The sequence below is a fragment of the Pseudomonas sp. GW823-FHT02C02 genome, assembly GCF_058797635.1.
The window spans coordinates 417,563-439,735 of sequence record NZ_JBXAJV010000004.1; the positions used below are offsets into that span (position 1 = coordinate 417,563).

The window sequence follows — 22,173 nt, forward strand, 5'->3', positions numbered from 1 at the left end:
ACCGCCACTACGTTCAACGCACCAAGTGCAAGAACTGCAAATGCCGTTCGTACTGATCAAGGATGTCGTTGATGATCTGCTCCTTGGTGTAACCCACCAGATCGTAGTCCTGGCTACCCTCGCTCAAATGCACCTCGGCCCGGTAATAACGGCGGTTGTTAAGTTCCTTGGAACCCATGCCACCACGGGCAAACGATGGCGTGAAGTAGCCGCGCATCTGCACCTGATAGATAAACGGATGCTCCTCGCCGTGTCCGATTTCCAGGCTGACGTTGTCGTTGGCCGGGTCGGGCTGAGTGACCACGTTCAATCCTTTCTCGACGAACACGGCGCTCACTTCTTCGATCGCCGGGCGCACCGTGGTGTCGAGGAAGCGATAGACCTCATCGCGAGACGGGAAATGCACGGCCTGGGTCAAGCGCTGACGCCAACCGCCCCTCCGCGAGCCGGACACCGGCGCCAGGGAATGCAGCTGCGCGATCTGCTTCTGCGACTCCAGAAAGAACGCCTTGTGCAGCCCCCACATCATCAGCAGCAAGATCATCGAGAACGGCAACGACGTCAGCACCACCGCTGACTTCAGCGCATCGATGCTGCCGGAGAACAGCAACGCACTGGTCACCAGCGCGGTCATCGCGCCCCAGAACACTCGCAGCCATTTCGGTCCGTCTTCATCCGGGTTGCCGCCCTTGGCGGAGAGCGTCGACAGCACCACGGTGCCGGAGTCGGCCGAGGTGACGAAGAACACGAAGCTGATGAACACCGTCACCGCGATGACGGTTTTGCTCCACGGGTAGGTTTCCAGCAGCAGGTAGAGGGTCATCGACGGGTTGTCGACGGCCGACATACCGAGCGCGGTCATGCCGTGGTTCAGGACCTGGTCGATGGCGCTGTTGCCGAAGATCGACATCCACGCCAGGGTGAAACCGAGCGGAATCAGCAACACGCCGAAGACGAATTCGCGAATGGTACGGCCACGGGAGATCCGTGCGATGAACAGGCCAACGAACGGCGACCACGCAATCCACCAGGCCCAATAGAACACGGTCCAGCCGCCCAGCCAGTCGCTGGGTTTGTCGTAGGCGTACAGGTCGAAACTCTTCATCGGCAACGCGCCGAGGTAGTCGCCGATGTTCTGGATCAGGGTGTTGAGCAAGTGCTGCGTGGGACCGGCGAACAACACGAACAGCAACAGCGCACAGGCCAGCAGCATGTTGATGTCGGACATCACCCGCACGCCTTTATCGACGCCGGACACCGCAACGATGATCGCCGCGCCCATCATCAACGTGATCAGGCCGACCTGAATCCACTGGGTGTGAGCGATGCCGAACAGGTAGTCCAGGCCCGAGTTGAGGTGCAACACGCCAAAGCCCATGTCGGCGCCGAGGCCGAACACCGTGGCGATGATGCCGAAGCCGTCCACGGCGTAACCGATCGGGCCGTTGATGCGCTTGCCAATCAGCGGATAGAGCGCCGAACGCAAGGCCAGCGGCAGGTTGTGGCGGTAGGCGAAGTAGGCCAGCGCCATGCCGACAAAGGCGAACACGCCCCAGCCGTGCAGGCCCCAGTGCAGAAACAGAATCTGCATCGCCTGACGCGCCGCATCCGCCGTGCCGGCCTCGCCTTGCGGTGGTTGGGCCAGGTGAGTGAGCGGTTCGGACACGCAAAAGAAGAACAGCGTGATGCTGATCCCGGCGGCGAACAGCATGCCGGCCCAGGACAGGTAACTGAATTCGGGCTCGTCGTGGTCGGCACCGAGCTTGATCTTGCCGTAACCAGACAAGGCGGTGACCACCACGAAGACCAGATACAGCGTCATCGCGAGCATGTAATACCAGCCGACCGTATTGGCCGCCCAGTTTTGCGCTTCCAGCAGCCAGGCGCCGGCCTGTTCAGGCATGGCAATGACGACGATGCCGAACAGCAGAATGAAGGTCGCCGCGAAATAAAACACCGGCGGATTCATGCGGACCTGGCCGCTTGGAGGGAGGGACGATGCACTCATGAAAGGTGCACCTCAAGGGGGTGAAACAGGGCAATCAATAACGGACTCGGCAAGGCAAGCCTCCTGTTGTGAACGGGCAGCAAACCGGCGGTTTAACTTGAATGAGCGTTCAAGTTAAACATGAATAGGGTGCTAAGGACTAATCGCAGGGCTCGGCGGTACGTTCTGTACGCTAGCTCAAGGATGGGTATGACGTGGGATTGGGGGGATTCGTTCAGCGGGAAATTAGCTAAATGCCATGATTACCGTGCGCCTTGAAATCCATTCGCGAGCAGGCTCGCTCCCACAGGGAGATGTGTCGTTCAAAATCTGTGGTCCAACACCTATCCACTGTGGGAGCGAGCCTGCTCGCGATGAGGCCGGTGCAGTCAGCAGAAATTTCGAAGCTTACTTCTGCGTCCCGTCATCGTGCTGCAAATTCGCCTGCGTCAGGTTGCACCCCGGCGGTACGCTACGGGTCAGCCAGACGTTGCCGCCAATGGTCGAGCCCTTGCCAATGGTGATCCGCCCCAGAATCGTCGCGCCGGCATAGATCACCACATCATCCTCAACGATCGGATGCCGCGGATGGCCCTTTTGCAACTGGCCGTCCTCATCCGACGGGAAGCGCTTGGCGCCCAACGTCACGGCTTGATAAATCCGCACGCGTTCACCAATGATCGCCGTCTCGCCGATCACGACACCCGTCCCGTGATCAATAAAGAAGCTGCGACCGATCTGCGCCCCAGGATGGATGTCGATACCGGTGGCCGAGTGGGCGATTTCTGCGCTGATCCGCGCCAGCAGCGGCAGCCCCGAGCGGTACAAATGGTGCGCCAGGCGATGGTGGATTACCGCCAGAATCCCGGGATAGCACAACAGCACTTCATCGACGCTACGAGCTGCCGGGTCACCGTGATAGGCCGCCAGCACATCGGTGTCCAGCAAGCTGCGCAGCCCCGGCAACGCGAGGGCGAAATCCTGAATGATCGCAATAGTCTTGGCTTCCACTTCGGTGTCAGCTTCGGCGCTGTGACGAGCGGCGTAACGCAGTTCGAGTCGTGCTTGCGCCAGCAACGCGTTCAACGCGACGTCCAGCGTGTGCCCGACGTAGAAGTCTTCACTCTCCTCACGCAAATCCACCGGTCCCAGACGCATCGGAAACAAGGCACCGCACAGCGCTTCCAGTATCTCCGCCATGGCGGCCCGGGAAGGCAATTCGCGACCGCCCTGCTCGCCGCTGACTCGGCCGTTTTGTGCGCGCCACTGGTCCCGCGCAGTACGCAGTTGACTGACGATGGTCTGCAATTGCCAATGGCTGGAACGCTCGCTCACGGTAAAAACTCCTTACGGGCGGCCGGAGTGTCTGGCCGCGTTGTCGGCGATTACTTTACGGCAAGGTCTGGAGGCCGAATTAAGAACCAATTGTGCTGTGTTCAGTTCTTTTGGCTATAAGCGATTGACGGTTGCCCATGCATATAGCCGTGCCTATAGTCCTGACATCTTCCTTGGCCAGTACGGACCCATGATCAAACAACAGCTTGCCCGCTTTAACCGCCTCGACCTCCTCGGCCACCCTACCGCGCTTGAAAAACTCGAACGGCTGTCGACCTGGCTCGGCCGTGATCTGTACGTCAAACGCGATGACCTGACACCGCTGGCCATGGGCGGCAACAAGCTGCGCAAACTCGAATACCTGGCGGCCGATGCCTTGGCCCAGGGCGCCGACACGTTGATCACCGCGGGTGCGCTTCAGTCCAACCACGTGCGCCAGACTGCCGCCATTGCGGCCAAGCTTGGCCTGGGCTGCGTCGCGCTGCTGGAAAATCCATTGGGCACCGACGACGCCAACTACCTGGGCAACGGCAATCGGCTGCTGCTCGACCTGTTCGATGCCAAGGTCGAGCTGGTGGAAAACCTCGACAATGCCGACGAGCAACTGCAAGCCTTGGCCGACCGTTTACGCAATAACGGCAAGAAACCGTATCTGGTGCCAATTGGTGGCTCCAATGCGCTGGGCGCTTTGGGTTATGTGCGCGCCGGGCTGGAACTGGCCGCACAGATCAAGGACACCGGCCTGCAATTCGCCGCCGTGGTCCTGGCCTCGGGCAGTGCCGGGACCCACAGTGGTCTGGCGCTGGCACTGAGTGAAGTACTGCCGGATTTGCCAGTGATTGGTGTCACGGTTTCCCGTAGCGATGAAGATCAGCGCCCGAAAGTCCAGGGCCTGGCCCAGCGCACTGCCGAGTTGCTGGGCGTGAGCCTGCCGGCGGGTTTCAAGATCGAACTGTGGGACGAATATTTTGGCCCGCGGTATGGCGAGCCGAATGCCAGGACGCTGGCGGCGGTGAAGCTGGTGGCGAGTCAGGAAGGGTTGCTGCTGGACCCGGTTTACACCGGTAAGGCCATGGCCGGGTTGCTGGATGGCATCGGTCGTCAACGGTTCAACGATGGCCCGATCATTTTCCTGCATACCGGCGGGGCACCAGCGTTGTTTGCCTACAAGGACTCGCTGACCAGTTGAAGTACTCCTGTGGCGAGGGCGCTTGCTACCGCTGGGGTGCGCAGCGCCCCCAAGACCTGTTCCCCCGGTTTCTCAGTTGACCGCGGAGACTGATTTTGCGACTGCTGCGAAGCCGAGCGGGAGCAAGCTCCCTCGCCACAGGGAATCGCGCGCATCTCATATGAAATAAAAGAATAACAAACACGATATTTATTATTTTCCTATCTAAAAGCGCCATCATATAGTCACGCCGCAGGCGAATTTGCAGCGAGACGCATACGCTGCTTTAGGGCAGGATATTGCAGTCGTCCAAATCCCGATTTTGCCAACATTCCTAAAAGCGTCTTCATAAGAAAACACAGGGGCTTGTCATGAATTTTTCCGCACTACGTCGAAATCTGCTGGTCGGTTCGCTGGGCCTGGCGCTGAGCGCCGGTCTGCTGGGGCAAGCGGTTGCCGGTGAGCAGCTGCAAAAAATCAAGGACGCGGGCGTGATCAACGTCGGTCTGGAAGGCACTTACCCACCGTTCAGCTTCGTTGACGCCGACGGCAAACTGGCCGGTTTCGAAGTCGAGTTCTCCGAAGCCCTGGCCAAAGAACTGGGCGTGAAGGTCAAACTGCAACCGACCAAATGGGACGGCATCCTCGCGGCGCTGGAATCCAAACGTCTGGACGCAGTGATCAACCAGGTGACCATCTCCGAAGAGCGCAAGAAGAAGTATGACTTCTCCGAGCCGTACACCGTTTCCGGGATTCAGGCGCTGGTGCTGACCAAGAAGGCCGCGGAGCTGAACATCAAGTCTGCCGCCGATCTGGCCGGCAAGAAAGTCGGCGTAGGCCTGGGCACCAACTACGAGCAGTGGCTCAAAGACAATCAGCCAAAAGCCATCATCAAGACCTATGACGATGATCCGACCAAGTTCCAGGACCTGCGCGTCGGCCGCATCGACGCCATTCTGATCGACCGCCTGGCCGCCCTGGAATACGCCAAGAAAGCCAAGGACACCACCGCCGCCGGCGAAGCGTTCTCCCGTCAGGAAGCCGGTATTGCCCTGCGCAAAGGCGAGCCTGAGTTGCTGGCTGCGGTGAACAAAGCCATCGACAAGCTGCGTGCCGACGGTACGCTGAAAAAGCTTTCGGAAAAATACTTCAGCGCTGACGTCACTCAATAATGGAAGAAGCTTTTCAACTCGCACTGGACTCCCTGCCTTTCCTGCTCAAGGGGGCCTACTACACGGTCATCTTGAGCCTGGGCGGGATGTTCTTCGGCCTCATGCTGGGCTTCGGCCTGGCACTGATGCGCCTGTCGCGCTTCAAGCTGGTGAGCTGGATCGCCCGCATCTACGTGTCGTTCTTTCGCGGCACGCCGTTGCTGGTGCAACTGTTCGTGATCTATTACGGCTTGCCGCAATTGGGCATGGAACTCGATCCGCTGCCGGCGGCCCTGATCGGCTTCTCGCTGAACATGGCCGCTTACGCCTGTGAAATCCTGCGTTCCGCGATCAGCTCCATCGAGCGCGGTCAGTGGGAAGCTGCCGCCAGCATCGGCATGACCCGTGCGCAAACCCTTCGCCGGGCCATCATCCCGCAAGCGATGCGCACCGCATTACCGCCGCTGGGCAACAGCTTCATTTCGCTGGTCAAGGACACCGCGCTGGCCGCCACCATCCAGGTGCCGGAACTGTTCCGCCAGGCGCAGCTGATCACAGCACGCACCTTCGAAGTGTTCACCATGTACCTTGCCGCCGCGCTGATCTACTGGATTCTGGCCACGGTGCTCTCGCACCTGCAGAACAAGTTGGAAGAGCGGGTCAATCGGCACGACCAGGAGTCCTGACCCAATGATTGTCGTGGAAAAACTGACAAAGCAGTTCAAGGGTCAAGTGGTGCTCAACGGCATCGATCTGGAAGTGAAGGAAGGTGAGGTCGTCGCGATCATCGGGCCTAGTGGCTCGGGTAAAACCACCTTCCTGCGATGCCTGAATTTTCTGGAAGAACCCACCAGCGGCCGGATCAAGGTCGGTGACATCGAGATCGATGGCAGCCGCCCGTTGAACCAGCAGCAGACCCTGGTGCGGCGCTTGCGTCAGCACGTCGGATTCGTGTTCCAGAACTTCAACCTGTTCCCCCATCGCACCGCCCTGGAAAACGTCATCGAAGGCCCGATCATCGTGAAGAAGATCCCGCACGCCGACGCCGTTGCCCTGGGTAAAAAGCTGTTGGCCAGGGTTGGCCTGGCGGGCAAGGAAGACGCTTACCCGCGACGCCTTTCCGGTGGTCAGCAGCAGCGTGTGGCAATTGCCCGCGCACTGGCGATGGAGCCGGAAGTGATCCTGTTCGATGAACCCACTTCAGCGCTTGATCCAGAGCTGGTGGGTGAAGTGCTGGCGACCATCCGCAGCCTGGCGGAAGAGAAGCGCACCATGGTGATCGTTACCCACGAAATGGGCTTTGCCCGGGACGTGGCCAACCGTGTGGTGTTTTTTGACAAGGGTGTGATCGTCGAGCAAGGCGAAGCCAAGGCGTTGTTTGCCAACCCGAAAGAAGAACGGACGAAGCAGTTTCTCAGCAAGTTCCTGAATAACACCAACCCTTAATATCGCTTCACTATTTGCCAACTTCCATGGATGGAAGTGACAACTTATCCCGCCACCCACATCGCTCGATTCTCTCTTCTCGTTCATTCGAACAATAGATAAATTTTTACAACTGCATGCGGTACATATATATGTTCTGCAACAGATTCAACGCGCCTAAAATCCGCCAGATCCAGTGCCATCAATGAGCACACCGTCGCCGCCACCCACGCCCGAAAATCAATAAATACGCGGCGAAATTCGACAGAGCGGTGCGGCATATTAACTTCAAGGCGTAGGATTTTTCTGAATAGCACTGAATACCCTACTTAACTAGTCAGTTCTATTGACACCTATTCAGGCGCACTCTTATCTAGTCCCCAGCAGGCGTCAACCATCGTTAAAAACCATTATTGAAACTTGCAAATAGTGAACAACTTTGTTGCTCGGTAATACACGCCTTTTGATTTTTTCAGAAACGGACTTCGCTGCAAGGCGTCAAGGAGAAACCCATGACAAGCACCTCGAATAAATCCGGACTTGCGGCCCCTACCCTGGCGCAATCCCACAAGACTGGCATCAATGTCACTTCGGCGGCCCATCTGCTGATCGATGTGGCCCCCTACCCCGGCATGGACGAAGGCGACCTGATCGAACTGTTCTGGGACAACTGCTACGTCGCCTCCCGCGTCCTCATGGCCGACGATGTCGGCGAAGTCGTCAGTCTGCGTGTGCCGCAAAGCTTCATTGCCAATGGCTCCTCCTGCATTCACTACCGCGTCATGCAAGTCGGACAGGGGCCGGCGCTGTCGCTCGCCACACGGGTACAGATCAAGCTCGATTGCCCGGGCGGTCAGCCACTCACGCTGTGCGGCCACGAAAACGAGCACCTGGCGCCAGTGGGCATCCCCGAAACCATTCGCCGTCAGGGGGTCAATCCGAACCAGATCAAGCGGGGCGTGCCGTTGACCATCGAGCCTTACCTGAACATGGCCGTCGACGATGAAATCACCCTGCGCTGGGGTGATGTGCGCATGGACCTGCCGCAGCTCAAGGCCGACGAGGTGGGCCAGCCGGTTCAGGTCTGGGTGCCGCCGGCGATCATTCTCGAAGCCGGCGAAGACCTTCGGCTGGAGGTGACTTACTGCATCCTCGATCGCGTGGGCAACAACTCCGGCTGGGCACCACCGCGCTGGCTCAAGATCGGTTGCAACAATCCCTATCTGAAAGTGCCGTTCAAAGAGCAATTGAAAGCCGCCGAAACGCGCAAAAAGTAAAAACACCGCCGTCTCTGTAGGAGCGAGGCTTGCCCGCGAAGGCGGAGTGTAGGGCGCCTTTGATGTTGGCTGACGCACCGCCTTCGCGGGCAAGCCTCGCTCCTACAGGGGAAGCAACACCCTTCTATGCATATTGCTAAAAGTTAGTTTATTAATTTTTTATACATGTTTAGGGTATATGCACCGGACCACCGGACATTCTTGATTTTCGTTCGCCGCAACCCTCGCGGCGACTCCATGAGATGTGAGGTAGGTATGGTCCGGAACACAATCACCCCAGTGCAGATCGCCAGGGCATTGCGTGCAGCCAAGGAGCGGCACTGATGTCCAGTCTTGCAGATGCAATCGTTCAGAGTGATCTGGACATCGCCCCCCTGTTGTTGCCCGCGCAGGTCCTGCGCAACGACGCACAAGCCATCAAGGCCGCCCATGAGCTGGCGCAAGTCGCCCGCCTGCAAGCGGCCAAACGTGACCGGCAGCGCAAATTGCCATGGTCGCAAATCGAACAGTTCACCCGCAGCGGCCTGGGCAGCATTTCCATTGCGCGCGAGTACGGTGGCCCGCAGGTTTCGTTCGTCACCCTGGCCGAGGTTTTCGCGATCATTTCTGCGGCGGACCCGGCACTGGGACAGATCCCGCAGAACCAGTTCGGCATCCTGCACCTGGTACTCGGCAGCGCCACCGAGGCGCAAAAAAAACAGCTGTTCAAAAGCGTGCTCGAAGGCTGGCGCATCGGCAATGCCGGGCCGGAGCGCGGCACCAAAAACACCCTCGAACTCAAAGCGCGGATCACCGCTGACGGGGATGGTTTTGTCATCAGCGGGCAGAAGTTTTACTCCACCGGCGCACTGTTCGCCCATTGGGTGGCGGTCAAGGCGCTGAACGACGACGGCAAGCAAGTGTTGGCCTTCGTCCGTCGCGGCACACCGGGCCTGCGCATTGTGGATGACTGGTCAGGCTTCGGTCAGCGCACCACCGCCAGCGGCACTATTTTGCTCAACAACGTGCGGGTCGACGCCGAGCTGGTGGTAGACAACTGGAAGATCAACGACAGCCCGAACATCCAGGGTGCCGTGTCGCAACTGATTCAAGCGGCCATTGACGCCGGTATCGCTCGCGGTGCCATCGACGACGCCATCGAGTTCGTGAAAACCCGTGCCCGTCCGTGGATCGACGCCAAGGTCGAGCGGGCCAGCGACGACCTCTACGTCATCGCCGATATCGGCAAGTTGAAAATTGAACTGCACGCCGCCGAGGCACTGCTGCGCAAGGCCGGGCAAGTACTCGATGAGGTCAGCGCCACGCCACTCACTGCCGAGTCCGCCGCGCGCGCGTCGATTGCCGTCGCTGAAGCAAAAGTGCTGACCACCGAGATCTCGCTGCTCGCCAGCGAAAAACTCTTCGAACTGGCCGGCAGCCGCGCGACCCTCGCCGAATTCAATCTCGACCGCCACTGGCGCAACGCCCGCGTGCACACGCTGCACGACCCGGTGCGCTGGAAATACCACGCCATCGGCAGCTATCACCTGAACGGCACGCTGCCCGCTCGCCACTCCTGGATTTAACGACCAGATCTCTGGAGAAACACATGACTCATTCTCACCACGTCGCGGTCATAACCAGCGATGAGCAAGCCCTGATCGTCGCTACCGATCTGGCCGAAGATTTCAAACGCGACAGCGCCCTGCGCGACCGCGAACGCCGTTTGCCGCACCCGGAGCTGGAAGTGTTTTCCCGCTCGGGTCTTTGGGGCATCAGCGTGCCCAAGGAATACGGCGGCGCCGGGGTTTCCAACGTGACCCTGGCCAAGGTCATCGCGCTGATTGCCCAGGCTGACGGCTCGCTCGGACAGATCCCGCAGAACCATTTCTACGCCCTCGAAGTGCTGCGCGTGAACGGCAGCGAAGAGCAGAAAAAACGCCTGTACGCCGAAGTGCTCGCCGGCCAGCGTTTCGGCAATGCCTTGGCGGAACTGGGCACCAAAACCGCCCATGACCGCGTCACCAGCCTGACCCGCGACGCTGACGGTTATCGCATCAACGGTCGCAAGTTCTACGCGACCGGCGCGATCTATGCGCAACGCATTCCGACGTCGGTGGTGGATGAAAACGGCGTGCAGCAACTGGCGTTCGTCCCCCACAACAGCAAAGGCCTGACCGTCATCGACGACTGGAGCGGTTTCGGCCAGCGCACCACCGGCAGCGGTTCGGTGGTGTTCGAAGACGTCTACGTCGCCGCCGAAGACGTCATCCCGTTTCAAAGTGCGTTCGAGCGCCCGACCACCGTTGGCCCGCTGGCACAGATTCTTCACGCCGCCATCGACACCGGCATCGCCCGCGCCGCCTATGAAGATGCCCTGCACTTCGTGCGCACCAAAACCCGACCGTGGATCGACGCCACCCATGAAAAAGCCACTGACGACCCGCTCACCCTCAAGAGTTTCGGCCACCTGAGCATTCGCCTGCACGCCGCCGAAGCCTTGCTGGAACGCTCCGGCGAATTCCTCGACAAAGCCCAGGCCAACACCAACGCCGAGACCGGCGCTGCGGCCTCGATTGCCGTTGCCGAAGCCCGCGCCATCAGCACCGACATTTCCCTCGCCGCCGGCAGCACGTTGTTTGAACTGGCCGGCAGTCAGGCAACGCTGATCGAACACGGCCTCGATCGCCACTGGCGCAACGCGCGGGTGCATACCCTGCACGACCCGGTGCGCTGGAAGTATCACGCCGTCGGCAACTACTACCTCAACGATGAAAACCCTCCGTTGCGAGGGACCATCTGATGGCCGAGGCGAAAAAGAAGATCCTGCTCAACGCGTTCAACATGAACTGCATCGGGCACATCAACCACGGCTTGTGGACGCATCCACGGGACACCTCCACCCAGTACAAAACGATTGAATACTGGACCGAACTGGCGCAGTTGCTGGAACGCGGCTTGTTCGACGGTCTGTTCATCGCCGATATCGTCGGCGTGTACGACGTCTACCAGAACTCGGTGGACGTGCCTCTGAAAGAATCGATCCAGCTGCCAGTCAACGACCCGCTGCTGCTGGTTTCAGCCATGGCGGCGGTGACGAAAAACCTCGGTTTCGGCCTCACCGCCAACCTGACTTACGAACCGCCGTACCTGTTCGCCCGCCGCCTGTCGACGCTCGATCACCTGAGTCGCGGCCGGGTCGGCTGGAACATCGTCACCGGTTACCTCGACAGCGCCGCCAAGGCCATGGGCTTGAGCGAGCAAGTCGAGCACGACCGCCGTTACGACCAGGCCGATGAATACCTCGAAGTGCTCTACAAACTCTGGGAAGGCAGCTGGGAAAACGGCGCGGTGTTGAATGACCCGCAACAGCGGATCTACGCCCAACCCGAAAAAGTGCACAAGGTCGAACACAAGGGTGAGTTCTATCAGGTCGAGGGTTATCACCTCTGCGAGCCATCGCCGCAGCGCACGCCGGTGTTGTTCCAGGCCGGCAGTTCCGATCGCGGTTTGCTGTTCGCCGGGCGTCATGCCGAGTGCGTGTTCATCAGCGGGCAGAACAAACCATCGACCAAGGTTCAGGTGGATAAGGTTCGCGCCAGCGCTGTTGAAGCCGGGCGCAATCCCGAAGACATCAAGGTGTTCATGGGCTTGAACGTGATTGTCGGCGCCACCGAGGAGCTGGCCTGGGCCAAGCACGCCGAATACCTGAGTTATGCCAGCGCGGAGGCCGGTGTCGCGCATTTTTCGGCGTCGACCGGCATCGATTTCTCTGAATACGAGATCGACGAGCCGATCCAGTACGTGAAGAGCAATGCGATCCAGTCGGCGACCAAAAACCTGCAAAACAACGACTGGACCCGGCGCAAATTGCTCGAGCAACACGCCCTCGGCGGCCGCTACATCACGGTGGTGGGTTCGCCTGAGCAAGTGGCGGACGAACTGGAATCGTGGATCGCCGAGACCGGGCTGGATGGCTTCAACCTGACACGGATTGTCACGCCGGAAAGCTATGTGGATTTCATTGAGCTAGTGATTCCGGAGCTGCAGCGGCGTGGGTCGTACAAAACGGCTTATGACAACGGCAGCCTGCGGGAAAAGCTGTTTCACGGCGAAGCGCATTTGCCTGAGCAACATACGGGCTCGGCGTTTCGGCGCTAAAAGCTTCGCGGGCAAGCCTCGCTCCTACAGGTATTGGTCGTTCACAAATGTCCGGTACGGCGCTGAACCTGTAGGAGCGAGGCTTGCCCGCGAAGAGGCCCGCCCAAACACCCAAAATTTATGCACTGACTGGAAACCCCATCATGAAAACGACCTGCCTCTCCCACCCAGTCAAAGCACTGGCCCTGGCCCTCGGCCTCTTCAGCTCTGTCACCTTCGCCGCCGACGCGCCGCTGAAAGTCGGCACCACCGCGGCCTTCGCCATCCCGCTGGAAGCCGCCGTCGAGGAAGCCAAAAAACAAGGCCTGCAAGTCGACCTCGTGGAGTTCAGCGACTGGATCGCCCCCAACGTCAGCCTCGCGGCCGGCGACATCGACGTGAACTATTTCCAGCACGTCCCGTTCCTGGAAAACGCCAAGGCTGCCGCCGGTTTTGACCTGGTGCCGTTTGCGCCGGGGATCATCAACAACGTCGGCCTCTACTCGAAGCAATACAAAAGCTTCGACGAACTGCCACAAGGCGCCAGCGTCGCCATCGCCAACGACCCGATCAACAGCGGTCGCGGTCTTCAATTGCTGGCCAAGGCCGGCCTGATCACCCTAAAACCGGGTGTCGGCTACAAGGCCACCGAAGAAGACATCATCGCCAACCCGAAGAACATCAAAATCCTCCAGGTTGAAGCGGTACAGCTGGTGCGCGCCTATGACGATGCCGATCTGGTGCAGGGCTACCCGGCGTATATACGTCTGTCGAAGACTTTCGATGCCGGTTCGGCCTTGCTGTTCGACGGTCTCGATCACAAGGAATACGTGATTCAGTTCGTGATCCAGCCCAAGAGCAAAACCGATCCGCGCCTGATCAAGTTTGTCGATATCTACCAGCACTCGCCGGCTGTTCGTGCAGCCTTGGATAAAGCCCACGGCAAGCTCTATCAAGCCGGCTGGGAAAGCTGAGGATGACGGCCGCGATCCAACGGCGACTGGAGATTCCAGAGCCACATAAAGCCGAACAGACTGAACTGCACCCGGACCTGAACCGCGCCCATGTGCGCTTCATCGACCTGGGCAAAACCTACACCGGTCAGCAGGGTCCAGTGGCGGCGTTGCACGGCATCGACCTGGCGATCCAGCGCGGTGAAGTGTTCGGCATCATCGGTCGCAGCGGCGCCGGCAAGTCGTCGCTGATCCGCACCATCAACCGTCTCGAACAACCGAGCAGCGGCCGGGTGCTGATCGATCAAGTGGACATCGGCGAGTTCGATGAAGACCGCCTGGTCGCGCTGCGCCGACGGATCGGCATGATCTTCCAGCACTTCAACCTGATGTCGGCCAAGACCGTTTGGCAGAACGTCGAATTGCCACTGAAAGTCGCCGGTGTGCCCAAGGAAAAACGCGATCAGAAAGTCCGCGAACTGCTGGAGTTGGTCGGCCTGCAAGGCAAGCACAAGGCCTATCCGGCGCAGCTGTCCGGCGGACAGAAACAGCGTGTCGGCATCGCCCGCGCGTTGGTGCATGACCCGGAGATCCTGCTGTGTGACGAAGCCACATCGGCACTGGACCCGGAGACCACGCAATCGATCCTCGGCCTGCTGCGCGAGATCAATCGGCGGCATGGTTTGACCATCGTACTGATCACCCACGAGATGGCGGTGATCCGCGATATCTGTGATCGGGTGGTGGTGCTGGAGCACGGAAAAATCGTCGAGCAAGGGCCGGCCTGGAAAGTCTTTGGCGACCCGCAGCATGAAGTCAGCAAGACCTTGCTCGCGCCGCTGCAACACGCGCTGCCGGAAGAACTGCAAAGCGGTTTGCGTCCACAACCTCAGTCCTCGGATGCGGCGGTTGTGTTGCGTTTGCGCTTCACCGGCAGCGCCACAGACGAACCGGATCTGGCAGCGCTGTTCAGCGCCCTCGGCGGTCGCGTGAGGTTGCTGCAAGGTGGCGTGGAACGCATTCAGGGCCATGCGCTGGGGCAATTGCTGCTGGCGGTGACGGGGTCGTCCTTGGGCGCCGAGCAACTGCGTCAGCGCGCCGGCCACTGGGCGCAACAGGTGGAGGTGCTCGGTTATGTGGTTTGATCGCTTGCTGCAAGGCTTCATCGACACGTTTCTGATGGTGGGCGTGTCGTCGCTGATTGCGCTGCTGGCGGGGATTCCGCTGGCGGTCATCCTGGTCACCAGCACCAAAGGCGGCATCTACGAAGCACCGGCGCTGAACCGTGCACTGGGCGCCTTCGTGAACCTGTTTCGCTCGATTCCGTTTCTGATTCTGATGGTGGCGCTGATTCCGTTCACCCGGTTGATCGTCGGCACCACTTACGGGGTCTGGGCCGCGGTGGTGCCGCTGACGATTGCAGCCACGCCGTTCTTTGCGCGCATAGCCGAAGTCAGTTTGCGCGAGGTGGATCACGGCTTGATCGAAGCGGCCCAAGCGATGGGTTGCCGGCGCTGGCACATCGTCTGGCATGTGCTGTTGCCCGAGGCGCTGCCGGGGATTGTCGGTGGTTTCACCATCACGTTGGTGACCATGATCAACTCGTCGGCCATGGCCGGGGCCATTGGTGCGGGGGGGTTGGGGGACATTGCGTATCGGTATGGGTATCAGCGGTTTGACAGCCAGATCATGCTGACGGTGATTGTGTTGCTGGTGGTGTTGGTGGCGATTATCCAGCTGGGTGGGGATCGCTTGGCTCGGGGGCTCAACAAGCGCTGAACACGGTCAAGGTTGTAGCGCTTTTGTGGCGAGGGAGCTTGCTCCCGCTCGATTGCGCAGCAATCGCAAGATCTTTAGACCGGGTTTATCTGACACACCTCATTGAATGGCTGGGGGCTGCTTCGCAGCCCCGCGGGAGCAAGCTCCCTCGCCACAAAAGTGTCCTCGACACGGGCAATTTCCCTCGCAACAGGGGGAACATTTCCCACAGGAAAATCAGTGTGCCTACAGGAGTACGCGTCTGTCGAAACAACTCGATCAACTGTAGGAGCGAGGCTTGCCCGCGAATGGCTGCGAAGCAGCCCCACGTCTTATGGCGTATATTCGGCCATATCCCCATTGCCTGCGCAGCCGACCATGAAGCAAACCCCCGACGACCTCCAGAAGATCACCGCCACCACCCTGGACCATTACAACTCGGTGGCCGAAGGTTTTCGCGAGGGGACTCGCGATCATGATGTCAGCCAGAACATCGATGCCCTGCTGCGGCATATTCAGGGCGAGGCGCCGTTCGACATTCTCGATTTCGGCTGTGGGCCGGGGCGGGATTTGCAGACGTTCACGCGCATGGGCCACAGGGCTGTCGGGCTCGATGGTTCAGAAAAGTTTGCGCAGATGGCGCGTGAGGACAGTGGATGCGAAGTATGGCAGCAGGACTTTCTGAAGCTGGACCTGCCGGATGAACGCTTCGACGGGATTTTTGCCAATGCGGTGTTGTTTCATATCCCGCGCCAGGAATTGCCTCGGGTGTTGAAGGAGTTGCGCAGGGCGTTGAAGCCAGGTGGCGTGTTGTTCAGTTCCAATCCTCGCGGCGAGAATCAGGAAGGGTGGAATGGGCCGCGTTATGGGGCTTATCACGATCTTGCGGCGTGGCAGCAATTACTGACTGAGGCGGGGTTTGTGGAGCAGGAGCATTACTACCGGCCGGCGGGGCTGCCGCGGGAGCAGCAGCCTTGGTTGGCGAGTGTGTGGCGCAAGCCGGTGTAGCCTGACAGGACGCCATCGCGAGCAGGCTCGCTCCTGCAGTTGACCGAGTTGTCCAGACGGACGCGGTCCCCCTGTAGGAGCGAGCCTGCTCGCGATGAGCGCGTAGCGCTCGCCTTACTGCACCTCTTTCTGCGGCTCGCGGATTTTGTACCAGGCGACATAAAGCGCTGGCAAAAACAGCAAAGTCAGCAACGTCGCAATAATGATCCCGCCAATCATGGCGTAAGCCATCGGCCCCCAGAACACTTCCCGGGCAATCGGGATCATCCCCAGGCTGGCCGCCGCAGCGGTCAACAGAATCGGTCGGCGTCGATGCTCCGTGGCCTGCGCCACGGCATCCCAAGGTGAAACGCCCTCTTTCTCCAAGGCGTCGATCTGGGTCACCAGGATCACCGAGTTGCGGATGATGATGCCGATCAGCGCCAGAATCCCCAGGATCGCCACAAAGCCCATCGGCGTGCCCGTCGGGATCAACGCCAGCACCACGCCGATCAGCCCGAGCGGCGCGACACTCGCCACCAGGAACAGCTTCTGCACGCTGTGCAGCTGGATCATGAGGAAGGTCGCCATCAGAAACAGCATCAGCGGCACCACCTTGGCAATCGGCCCCTGGGCCTTGCCGCTTTCCTCCACCGTGCCGCCCGTGGCGACCGAGTAACCCACCGGCAAACCAGCGGCGAATTTATCTATGGCGGGGTTGAGCTGTTTCACCAGGTCAGTCGGCTGAATCTCATCACGCACTGCCGCCTTGATGGTGATGGTCGGTTTACGGTCACGGCGCCAGACCAGCGGTTGCTCGAGTTCATAGCGCACCGTGGCGAACGCCAGCAGCGGAATCGACGTGCCGCTCGGGGTCACGATCTGCAAGTTTTGCAGGGTTTCCGGCGTGCCACGTTCCGCGTCCACCGCGCGCCCCACGACGTTGATCAGGTAGATATCGTCATCGACCTGAGTCACCGGCGAACCAACCACAATGCTGTTCATCAGGTTGGCCACGTCTTCCGAAGAAAGCCCCAGTTGCCGCGCCTTGTCCTGGGCGATCTCGATGCGCAGGACTTTGCCCGGTTCGTTCCAGTCGTAAATGATCTCGCCGATGTGCGAGTTCTTGTCCAGCTCGGTGGCCAGGGCGATGGCGTGCTTGCGCACCTGATCGATGTCCTTGCCGCTGACCCGGTACTGAATCGGGCGACCCACCGGCGGGCCCATTTCCAGCGCCTGGACGTAGCTGCCGATCCCGACGAAATCCTTGCGCAGCCGTTCGCGCAAGCGCTGACTGAGGGCGTTGCGCGATTCCAGGCCTTTGCTGACGATCACCAGTTGCGCGTAGTACGGGTTCTGTAATTGCTGGTCGAGGGGCAGGTAGAAACGGATCGCTCCCTCGCCGATGTAAGTGCTCCAGCGCACGATGTCCGGGTCATCCTTGAGCGTCGCTTCGAGCTTGTCCACCGCCTTGCGGGTTTCGGCCATCGAGGCGTTTTGCGGCAGGTTGAGGTCGACGAGGATTTCCGGGCGGTCCGACGACGGGAAGAACTGGTTCTGCACAAACTGCATGGAAAACACCGAGGCCACGAACAGCGCAATGGTGATACCGATCGCCCACCAGCGATTGCGCATGGCCCAAAACATCCCGTAGTTGAATGCACGGCCGATGCGCCCGGGCTCGGCGTCATGGGGTTTCACCTTGGCGCTGAGAATGTGCACGCCGATCACCGGGGCAAACAACACAGCGACAATCCACGACACCAGCATCGCCACCGCGATAACGGCAAACAGGGTGAAGGTGTACTCGCCCGCCGAGCTGGCGTTCAACCCGATGGGCACGAAACCGGCGACGGTCACCAATGTGCCGGTGAGCATGGGGAACGCCGTGGAGGTGTAGGCAAACGTCGCCGCCTGCTCCTTGGTCTCGCCCATTTCCAGGCGTGTGACCATCATTTCGACCGTGATCATTGCGTCGTCCACCAGCAGGCCGAGGGCGATGATCAATGCGCCGAGGGAAATCCGCTGCATGGTGATGCCGCTGTATTCCATGAAGATGAACACCATGGCCAGCACCAGCGGGATCGAGCACGCCACCACCAGCCCGGCGCGCACACCGAGGCTGACGAAGCTGACGATCAGCACGATCACCACCGCTTCGAACAAGGCACTGGTGAAGCCTCCGACGGCTTTTTCCACCACTTCGGCCTGATCGGACACAGTGTGTACACCAACGCCCACCGGCAAGTCTGCGGTCAGGTCGGTCATGCGCTGGTGCAACGCCTTGCCGAACTCCTGGATGTTGCCGCCCTTCTTCATGGCGATGGCAAGGCCGATGGCCGGGTGGCCGTTGAAACGGAACTCCGGGGTCGCCGGGTCAACGTAGCCACGGCTGATGTCGGCAATGTCGGCCAGGCGGTAGAAGCGGTCATTGAGCCGCAGGTTGACGTTGGCCAGGTCTTTCTCGGAAGCGAACTGCCCCGAGGTGCGCACCGAGATGCGCTCCGGACCGGACTCGATCACACCGGCCGGGGTCACCGAGTTCTGGGTTTGCAGGCTTTGCACCACCTGGCGTTGATCGATCCCCAGCGCCGCCAATTTACGGGTGGAGAAATTCAGGTAGAGGACTTCGTCCTGCTCACCGACCATCTCGACCTTGCCCAGCCCCGGCACTTCACGAATTTCAGCGCGAACCTGTTCCACGTAATCGCGCAACTGGCGCATCGACAAGCCGTCGGCGGTAAAGGCGTAGACCGAACCGAACACATCACCGAATTCGTCGTTGAATCCCGGCCCTTGCAGGCCTTGGGGGAAGTCACCGCGAATGTCGTTGATCTTCTTGCGCACCTGGTACCAGATTTCCGGGATGTCCTTGGCACTGGTGGTGTCGCGCAGGTTGACGAACACCGTGGACTCGCCGGGCCGCGTATAGCTTTTGACGTAATCGAGGGAGTCGAGCTCTTCGAGTTTTTTCTCGATGCGATCCGTGACCTGCTTGAGGGTTTCTTCCTGGGTCGCGCCCGGCCAGCGGGTCTGGATGACCATGGTTTTGATGGTGAACGACGGGTCTTCCTCGCGCCCCAGGTTCATGTACGAGAACACGCCCATCAGCAGCGCGACGAACATCAAATACCAGACAAACGACTGATGCTTGAGGGCCCATTCGGATAAGTTGAAACTCCCTTTCATTGGGGGCTGTCCTCGTCGATTTTCACTTTCTGTCCGGGTTTCAGGCTGTTCACACCCGCGCTGACCACCCGCTCACCCGACTTCACACCGTTGGCCAGGACCATGGTCGAATCGGTGCGGCTGAGAAGGTTGACGTCCCGTGGGGCAACGGTCTGGGTCTGCGTATCGACGACCCAGATGCGCGATTGCCCACCGACCTCCTGTAGCGCACTCAAGGGCAGTTCGATGCGGGGTTTGATCGCGGAGCTGAGGGTGACGCTGATCGCGGTGCCCAGGCGAAAGCCGGGCGGTGTGTCTGTCAGGGTCAGGCGGGCTCGACGGGTACGCGTCGCACTCTGGGCCTGGGGCTCGATTTCACGAACAGTGGCCGTCGTGTTGATACTCGGGTCCAGTTGCGCCGCAACTTGAAAGACGACGTCGCTCGGGAGTTGGTCGACCAGGGTGTCCGGCAGGTCGATCACCGCTTCCTTGATGTCCGGCTGCGCCAGGGTCACCACTTGCTGGCCGGCGGTGACGACTTGCCCGGCTTCGGCATTCCACGCGGTGACGATGGCTTTGTGGTCCGAGCGCAATTCGACATAGTTGAGCTGATCCTTGGCCTGATCGACCGCCGCCTTCGCTTGATCGAGAGAGGCCTGGGTGGTCTTCAGGTCGGTCTGCGCGACATCGAGTTGCGCCTGGGCGCCGACGCCGCGATCGAACAATTCCTGCTGCCGCCGGGCGCTGGCCTGGGCGTTGATGTATTGCGCCTGGACGCTGGCCAGATCGCCCTGGGCGGAACGCAGCTGATTCTGCTGATCGGTAGGGTCCAGGGTGGCGAGCAGCGCGCCCTTTTCCACTTCGGCACCGACATCGACGTTACGGCTGGCGATGCGCCCCGGCACGCGGAACCCGACATTGCTTTCATAGCGGGCCTGGATGCTGCCGGCAAAGCGGCCGAGATGTTCCTCGTCCAGCGATTCGACCTTGACCGACAGCACCGGACGTATCGGCTCCGGCGGCGGTTCCTCTTTCGAGCAAGCCGCCAGCATCATCGCCGTGCACACCAGTAACAGACGCTTCATGGCTGAGCTTCCACAGCAAGATCCTTGTAGGTGTTTTCGGCGATTTCAACTTTCACGCCGGGGTGCAGCAACTGACCGCCCGCGATGACGACTTTTTCGCCGCTCTGCAGGCCGGCGCTGATGATCACTTTGCCGGTCAAGTAACGACCGACCGTAACATTGTGCAGTTGCGCCTTGCCCTCGCCATCCACCAGCCATACCGCCGGATCGCTGAGGTTTTTGGTCAGGGCCGACCACGGCAATTCCACGGCGGACTTGCCGGGTGTCTTGGCCGTAGCGCTTACCACCGAGCCCAGTTGCATGCCCTCGGGCAGGCTGTCGAGGGTGACTTTGACTTGCACGGTGCCGGTCTGCGCGGACACCGCCGGGGTGATCTCCCGCACGGTGCCAGTGGTTTTGATCGACGGGTTGTCGAGCAGGCTGACCACGATGGTTTTATCCTCCGGCGCCTCGGCCAGCAGCGATTCGTAGACGTTGAACACCGCGTCACGCTCACCATCGCGCGCCAGGCTGAAAATCGGCACCGTCGCCTGCACCACCTGGCCGACCTCGGCCTGACGCGCCGTAATCACGCCTGGCGCCTCGGCAATCAGCGCGGTGTAGCCGAGTTGTTCGCGAGCGTTGGCAAGCTGCGCCTGAGCAGCGGTCAGCGCGCTCTGACTGCTGCGCAAGGCGGCTTGCGCGGAATCGTATTCGCTTTGGCTGGTGTAGCCCTTGGGCAGGAGTTTTTGCTGGCGGACAAACGCGGCGGCGGTCTGCTTGACCCGGGCCTGCTCGGCGGTGACTTGGGCCTGGGCCGAATTGACGCTGGTCTGCAGGTCTTTGGGATCGAGTCTGGCCAGCACTTGTTTGGCCGACACTCGGTCACCGACATCGACCATGCGCTGAATGATCTTGCCGCCCACGCGGAACGACAACTCAGTCTGGACCCGGGCCTGAACATCGCCGGTGAGCGTCACCGACGCGGCGTAATCCAAGGGTTTGACCTCCTGGACGAAGACCCGTGGACGGTCCTTCTCGACCGGTTTTTTATCGCCACACGCGGTCAGTAGTGCAAGGAGGCTCAGACCAACCGCTATTTTCAATCCGGGACCAGCCATGCAGACTCCTTTGCGTTGTACGGACGTGCCAATGGCGATACGACTGTGAGCTTAGAACAGGGTTCCATGGGTGCACCTGACGCCCTCAAATAAAGCCATCAAGTCACAAATCTTGTAGCACCTGGCGGAGTCCACTGAGAGCCAGCTTGAGGTTCGGATGACGGTCGTGTTGGCCAGCTTCACGTCGACCTTGTCGCATCACGCAAAAAACTATCCCGCGGATTTGTCGCGGCGAAAGAAGACGACTATTTTCCTTGCAGCTGTAGGAGGGATCTTTTTTTCAAAAAGCCCCTCCAAGGACGCACAGCTTTTGGCCAGACTCCCTGGCTGAACCCTCACAAGGAAGAGAAAAATGGCTGAGATGAAAGTGCCACAGCGGTTGGATCCGCAAGAAATCGTGAAGTTATTGGTGGCATTGCGCCGGGCGCTGGAGGCCAGGGTAGCCTGAATGCGCGGGCGCTTTTGTGACGAGGGAGCTTGTCGGACCGCCGCACCGTCCCGCTCGACTGCGCAGCAGTCGCAAAATCAGTCGAAACGGTGTGCCTGAAGAAGCGCATGTGCAGGATTTAGGGTCGCAACCCAGCGGGAGCAAGCGCCCTCGCCACAGGTTTCTCGCAGGCAAAAAAAACGCCGACGCTTTACCAGCCGTCGGCGTTCGAA

General features: G+C 60.2%; 17 protein-coding genes. 12 read left to right on the top strand and 5 right to left on the bottom strand.

The genetic code is table 11. The features are described from left to right. Positions 1-13: 13 nt before the first annotated feature. Complete coding sequence (betT, locus tag AC1ROI_RS09640; RefSeq protein ID WP_167362289.1) at positions 14-1,969, bottom strand: choline transporter BetT; 1,956 nt, start codon at positions 1,967-1,969, stop codon at positions 14-16. A 426-nt stretch (positions 1,970-2,395) separates the two neighbouring features. Next, entirely contained in the window at positions 2,396-3,322 is a 927-nt protein-coding gene (epsC, locus tag AC1ROI_RS09645) for a serine O-acetyltransferase EpsC (protein ID WP_010464798.1), read from the bottom strand. A 190-nt stretch (positions 3,323-3,512) separates the two neighbouring features. On the opposite strand from epsC, the gene AC1ROI_RS09650 reads away from it, so the two are divergent. The 12 genes from AC1ROI_RS09650 to AC1ROI_RS09705 all read left to right on the top strand — a co-directional run bounded on the left by AC1ROI_RS09650 (position 3,513) and on the right by AC1ROI_RS09705 (position 16,181). Beyond that, positions 3,513-4,511 carry a D-cysteine desulfhydrase gene (locus AC1ROI_RS09650; protein WP_102593419.1) on the top strand — a complete coding sequence of 333 codons (999 nt, stop codon included), beginning with the start codon at positions 3,513-3,515 and terminating at the stop codon, positions 4,509-4,511. Positions 4,512-4,861: 350 nt separating this feature from the next. Beyond that, a complete protein-coding gene (gene tcyJ, locus AC1ROI_RS09655) occupies positions 4,862-5,662 on the top strand; it encodes a cystine ABC transporter substrate-binding protein (protein WP_010464802.1) in 801 nt (266 codons plus the stop codon). Beyond that, the gene (gene tcyL, locus AC1ROI_RS09660; RefSeq protein ID WP_010464804.1) at positions 5,662-6,327 is read left to right on the top strand and encodes a cystine ABC transporter permease; all 666 of its coding nucleotides are present in this window, start codon (positions 5,662-5,664) and stop codon (positions 6,325-6,327) included. Before tcyJ ends, tcyL begins: the two co-directional genes overlap by 1 nt. Positions 6,328-6,331: 4 nt before the next feature. Then, entirely contained in the window at positions 6,332-7,087 is a 756-nt protein-coding gene (gene tcyN / locus AC1ROI_RS09665) for an L-cystine ABC transporter ATP-binding protein TcyN (RefSeq protein WP_102593418.1), read from the top strand. A gap of 491 nt (positions 7,088-7,578) precedes the next feature. After that, on the top strand, positions 7,579-8,343 hold the full coding sequence (locus tag AC1ROI_RS09670; RefSeq protein WP_102593417.1) for a hypothetical protein: 765 nt from the start codon (positions 7,579-7,581) through the stop codon (positions 8,341-8,343). Positions 8,344-8,666: 323 nt separating this feature from the next. Further along, positions 8,667-9,908 carry an SfnB family sulfur acquisition oxidoreductase gene (locus AC1ROI_RS09675; protein WP_102595591.1) on the top strand — a complete coding sequence of 414 codons (1,242 nt, stop codon included), beginning with the start codon at positions 8,667-8,669 and terminating at the stop codon, positions 9,906-9,908. A 23-nt stretch (positions 9,909-9,931) separates the two neighbouring features. Continuing rightward, a complete protein-coding gene (locus AC1ROI_RS09680) occupies positions 9,932-11,125 on the top strand; it encodes an SfnB family sulfur acquisition oxidoreductase (RefSeq protein ID WP_102595592.1) in 1,194 nt (397 codons plus the stop codon). After that, positions 11,125-12,483 (top strand): LLM class flavin-dependent oxidoreductase, encoded by a 1,359-nt coding sequence (locus AC1ROI_RS09685; RefSeq protein WP_083375291.1) that lies wholly within the window; start codon positions 11,125-11,127, stop codon positions 12,481-12,483. The genes AC1ROI_RS09680 and AC1ROI_RS09685 overlap by 1 nt, the downstream gene beginning before the upstream one ends. A gap of 143 nt (positions 12,484-12,626) precedes the next feature. Continuing rightward, positions 12,627-13,436, top strand: coding sequence for a MetQ/NlpA family ABC transporter substrate-binding protein (locus AC1ROI_RS09690; protein WP_102595593.1), 810 nt, complete (start codon positions 12,627-12,629; stop codon positions 13,434-13,436). Between the two features lie 2 nt (positions 13,437-13,438). Continuing rightward, positions 13,439-14,560, top strand: a complete 1,122-nt coding sequence (locus AC1ROI_RS09695) for a methionine ABC transporter ATP-binding protein (RefSeq protein ID WP_102595594.1) — start codon at positions 13,439-13,441, stop codon at positions 14,558-14,560. Then, entirely contained in the window at positions 14,550-15,194 is a 645-nt protein-coding gene (locus AC1ROI_RS09700; protein WP_077747487.1) for a methionine ABC transporter permease, read from the top strand. Before AC1ROI_RS09695 ends, AC1ROI_RS09700 begins: the two co-directional genes overlap by 11 nt. Before the next feature lie 357 nt (positions 15,195-15,551). Then, entirely contained in the window at positions 15,552-16,181 is a 630-nt protein-coding gene (locus tag AC1ROI_RS09705) for a class I SAM-dependent methyltransferase (protein WP_010464822.1), read from the top strand. A gap of 114 nt (positions 16,182-16,295) precedes the next feature. On the opposite strand, the gene AC1ROI_RS09710 is transcribed toward AC1ROI_RS09705, so the two are convergent. Genes AC1ROI_RS09710 through AC1ROI_RS09720 form a run of 3 tightly spaced genes read right to left on the bottom strand, consistent with a single transcriptional unit; the run spans position 16,296 to position 21,513 of the window. Continuing rightward, positions 16,296-19,349, bottom strand: coding sequence for an efflux RND transporter permease subunit (locus AC1ROI_RS09710; RefSeq protein ID WP_010464825.1), 3,054 nt, complete (start codon positions 19,347-19,349; stop codon positions 16,296-16,298). Further along, on the bottom strand, positions 19,346-20,413 hold the full coding sequence (locus AC1ROI_RS09715) for an efflux RND transporter periplasmic adaptor subunit (RefSeq protein WP_010464827.1): 1,068 nt from the start codon (positions 20,411-20,413) through the stop codon (positions 19,346-19,348). The genes AC1ROI_RS09710 and AC1ROI_RS09715 overlap by 4 nt, the downstream gene beginning before the upstream one ends. Further along, positions 20,410-21,513 carry an efflux RND transporter periplasmic adaptor subunit gene (locus tag AC1ROI_RS09720; protein ID WP_083375297.1) on the bottom strand — a complete coding sequence of 368 codons (1,104 nt, stop codon included), beginning with the start codon at positions 21,511-21,513 and terminating at the stop codon, positions 20,410-20,412. Before AC1ROI_RS09720 ends, AC1ROI_RS09715 begins: the two co-directional genes overlap by 4 nt. Between the last annotated feature and the right edge of the window lie 660 nt (positions 21,514-22,173).

Excerpts from the sequence above, each read along its gene's own strand:
- AC1ROI_RS09670 (WP_102593417.1), top strand. The coding sequence starts at position 7,579 with ATGACAAGCACCTCGAATAAATCCGGACTTGCGGCCCCTACCCTGGCG.
- AC1ROI_RS09680 (WP_102595592.1), top strand. The coding sequence starts at position 9,932 with ATGACTCATTCTCACCACGTCGCGGTCATAACCAGCGATGAGCAAGCC.
- AC1ROI_RS09690 (WP_102595593.1), top strand. The coding sequence starts at position 12,627 with ATGAAAACGACCTGCCTCTCCCACCCAGTCAAAGCACTGGCCCTGGCC.
- betT (WP_167362289.1), bottom strand. The coding sequence starts at position 1,969 with ATGAATCCGCCGGTGTTTTATTTCGCGGCGACCTTCATTCTGCTGTTC.
- AC1ROI_RS09710 (WP_010464825.1), bottom strand. The coding sequence starts at position 19,349 with ATGAAAGGGAGTTTCAACTTATCCGAATGGGCCCTCAAGCATCAGTCG.
- AC1ROI_RS09700 (WP_077747487.1), top strand. The coding sequence starts at position 14,550 with ATGTGGTTTGATCGCTTGCTGCAAGGCTTCATCGACACGTTTCTGATG.
- tcyJ (WP_010464802.1), top strand. The coding sequence starts at position 4,862 with ATGAATTTTTCCGCACTACGTCGAAATCTGCTGGTCGGTTCGCTGGGC.
- AC1ROI_RS09715 (WP_010464827.1), bottom strand. The coding sequence starts at position 20,413 with ATGAAGCGTCTGTTACTGGTGTGCACGGCGATGATGCTGGCGGCTTGC.
- AC1ROI_RS09650 (WP_102593419.1), top strand. The coding sequence starts at position 3,513 with ATGATCAAACAACAGCTTGCCCGCTTTAACCGCCTCGACCTCCTCGGC.
- AC1ROI_RS09705 (WP_010464822.1), top strand. The coding sequence starts at position 15,552 with ATGAAGCAAACCCCCGACGACCTCCAGAAGATCACCGCCACCACCCTG.
- AC1ROI_RS09720 (WP_083375297.1), bottom strand. The coding sequence starts at position 21,513 with ATGGCTGGTCCCGGATTGAAAATAGCGGTTGGTCTGAGCCTCCTTGCA.
- AC1ROI_RS09675 (WP_102595591.1), top strand. The coding sequence starts at position 8,667 with ATGTCCAGTCTTGCAGATGCAATCGTTCAGAGTGATCTGGACATCGCC.
- AC1ROI_RS09695 (WP_102595594.1), top strand. The coding sequence starts at position 13,439 with ATGACGGCCGCGATCCAACGGCGACTGGAGATTCCAGAGCCACATAAA.
- tcyN (WP_102593418.1), top strand. The coding sequence starts at position 6,332 with ATGATTGTCGTGGAAAAACTGACAAAGCAGTTCAAGGGTCAAGTGGTG.
- AC1ROI_RS09685 (WP_083375291.1), top strand. The coding sequence starts at position 11,125 with ATGGCCGAGGCGAAAAAGAAGATCCTGCTCAACGCGTTCAACATGAAC.
- tcyL (WP_010464804.1), top strand. The coding sequence starts at position 5,662 with ATGGAAGAAGCTTTTCAACTCGCACTGGACTCCCTGCCTTTCCTGCTC.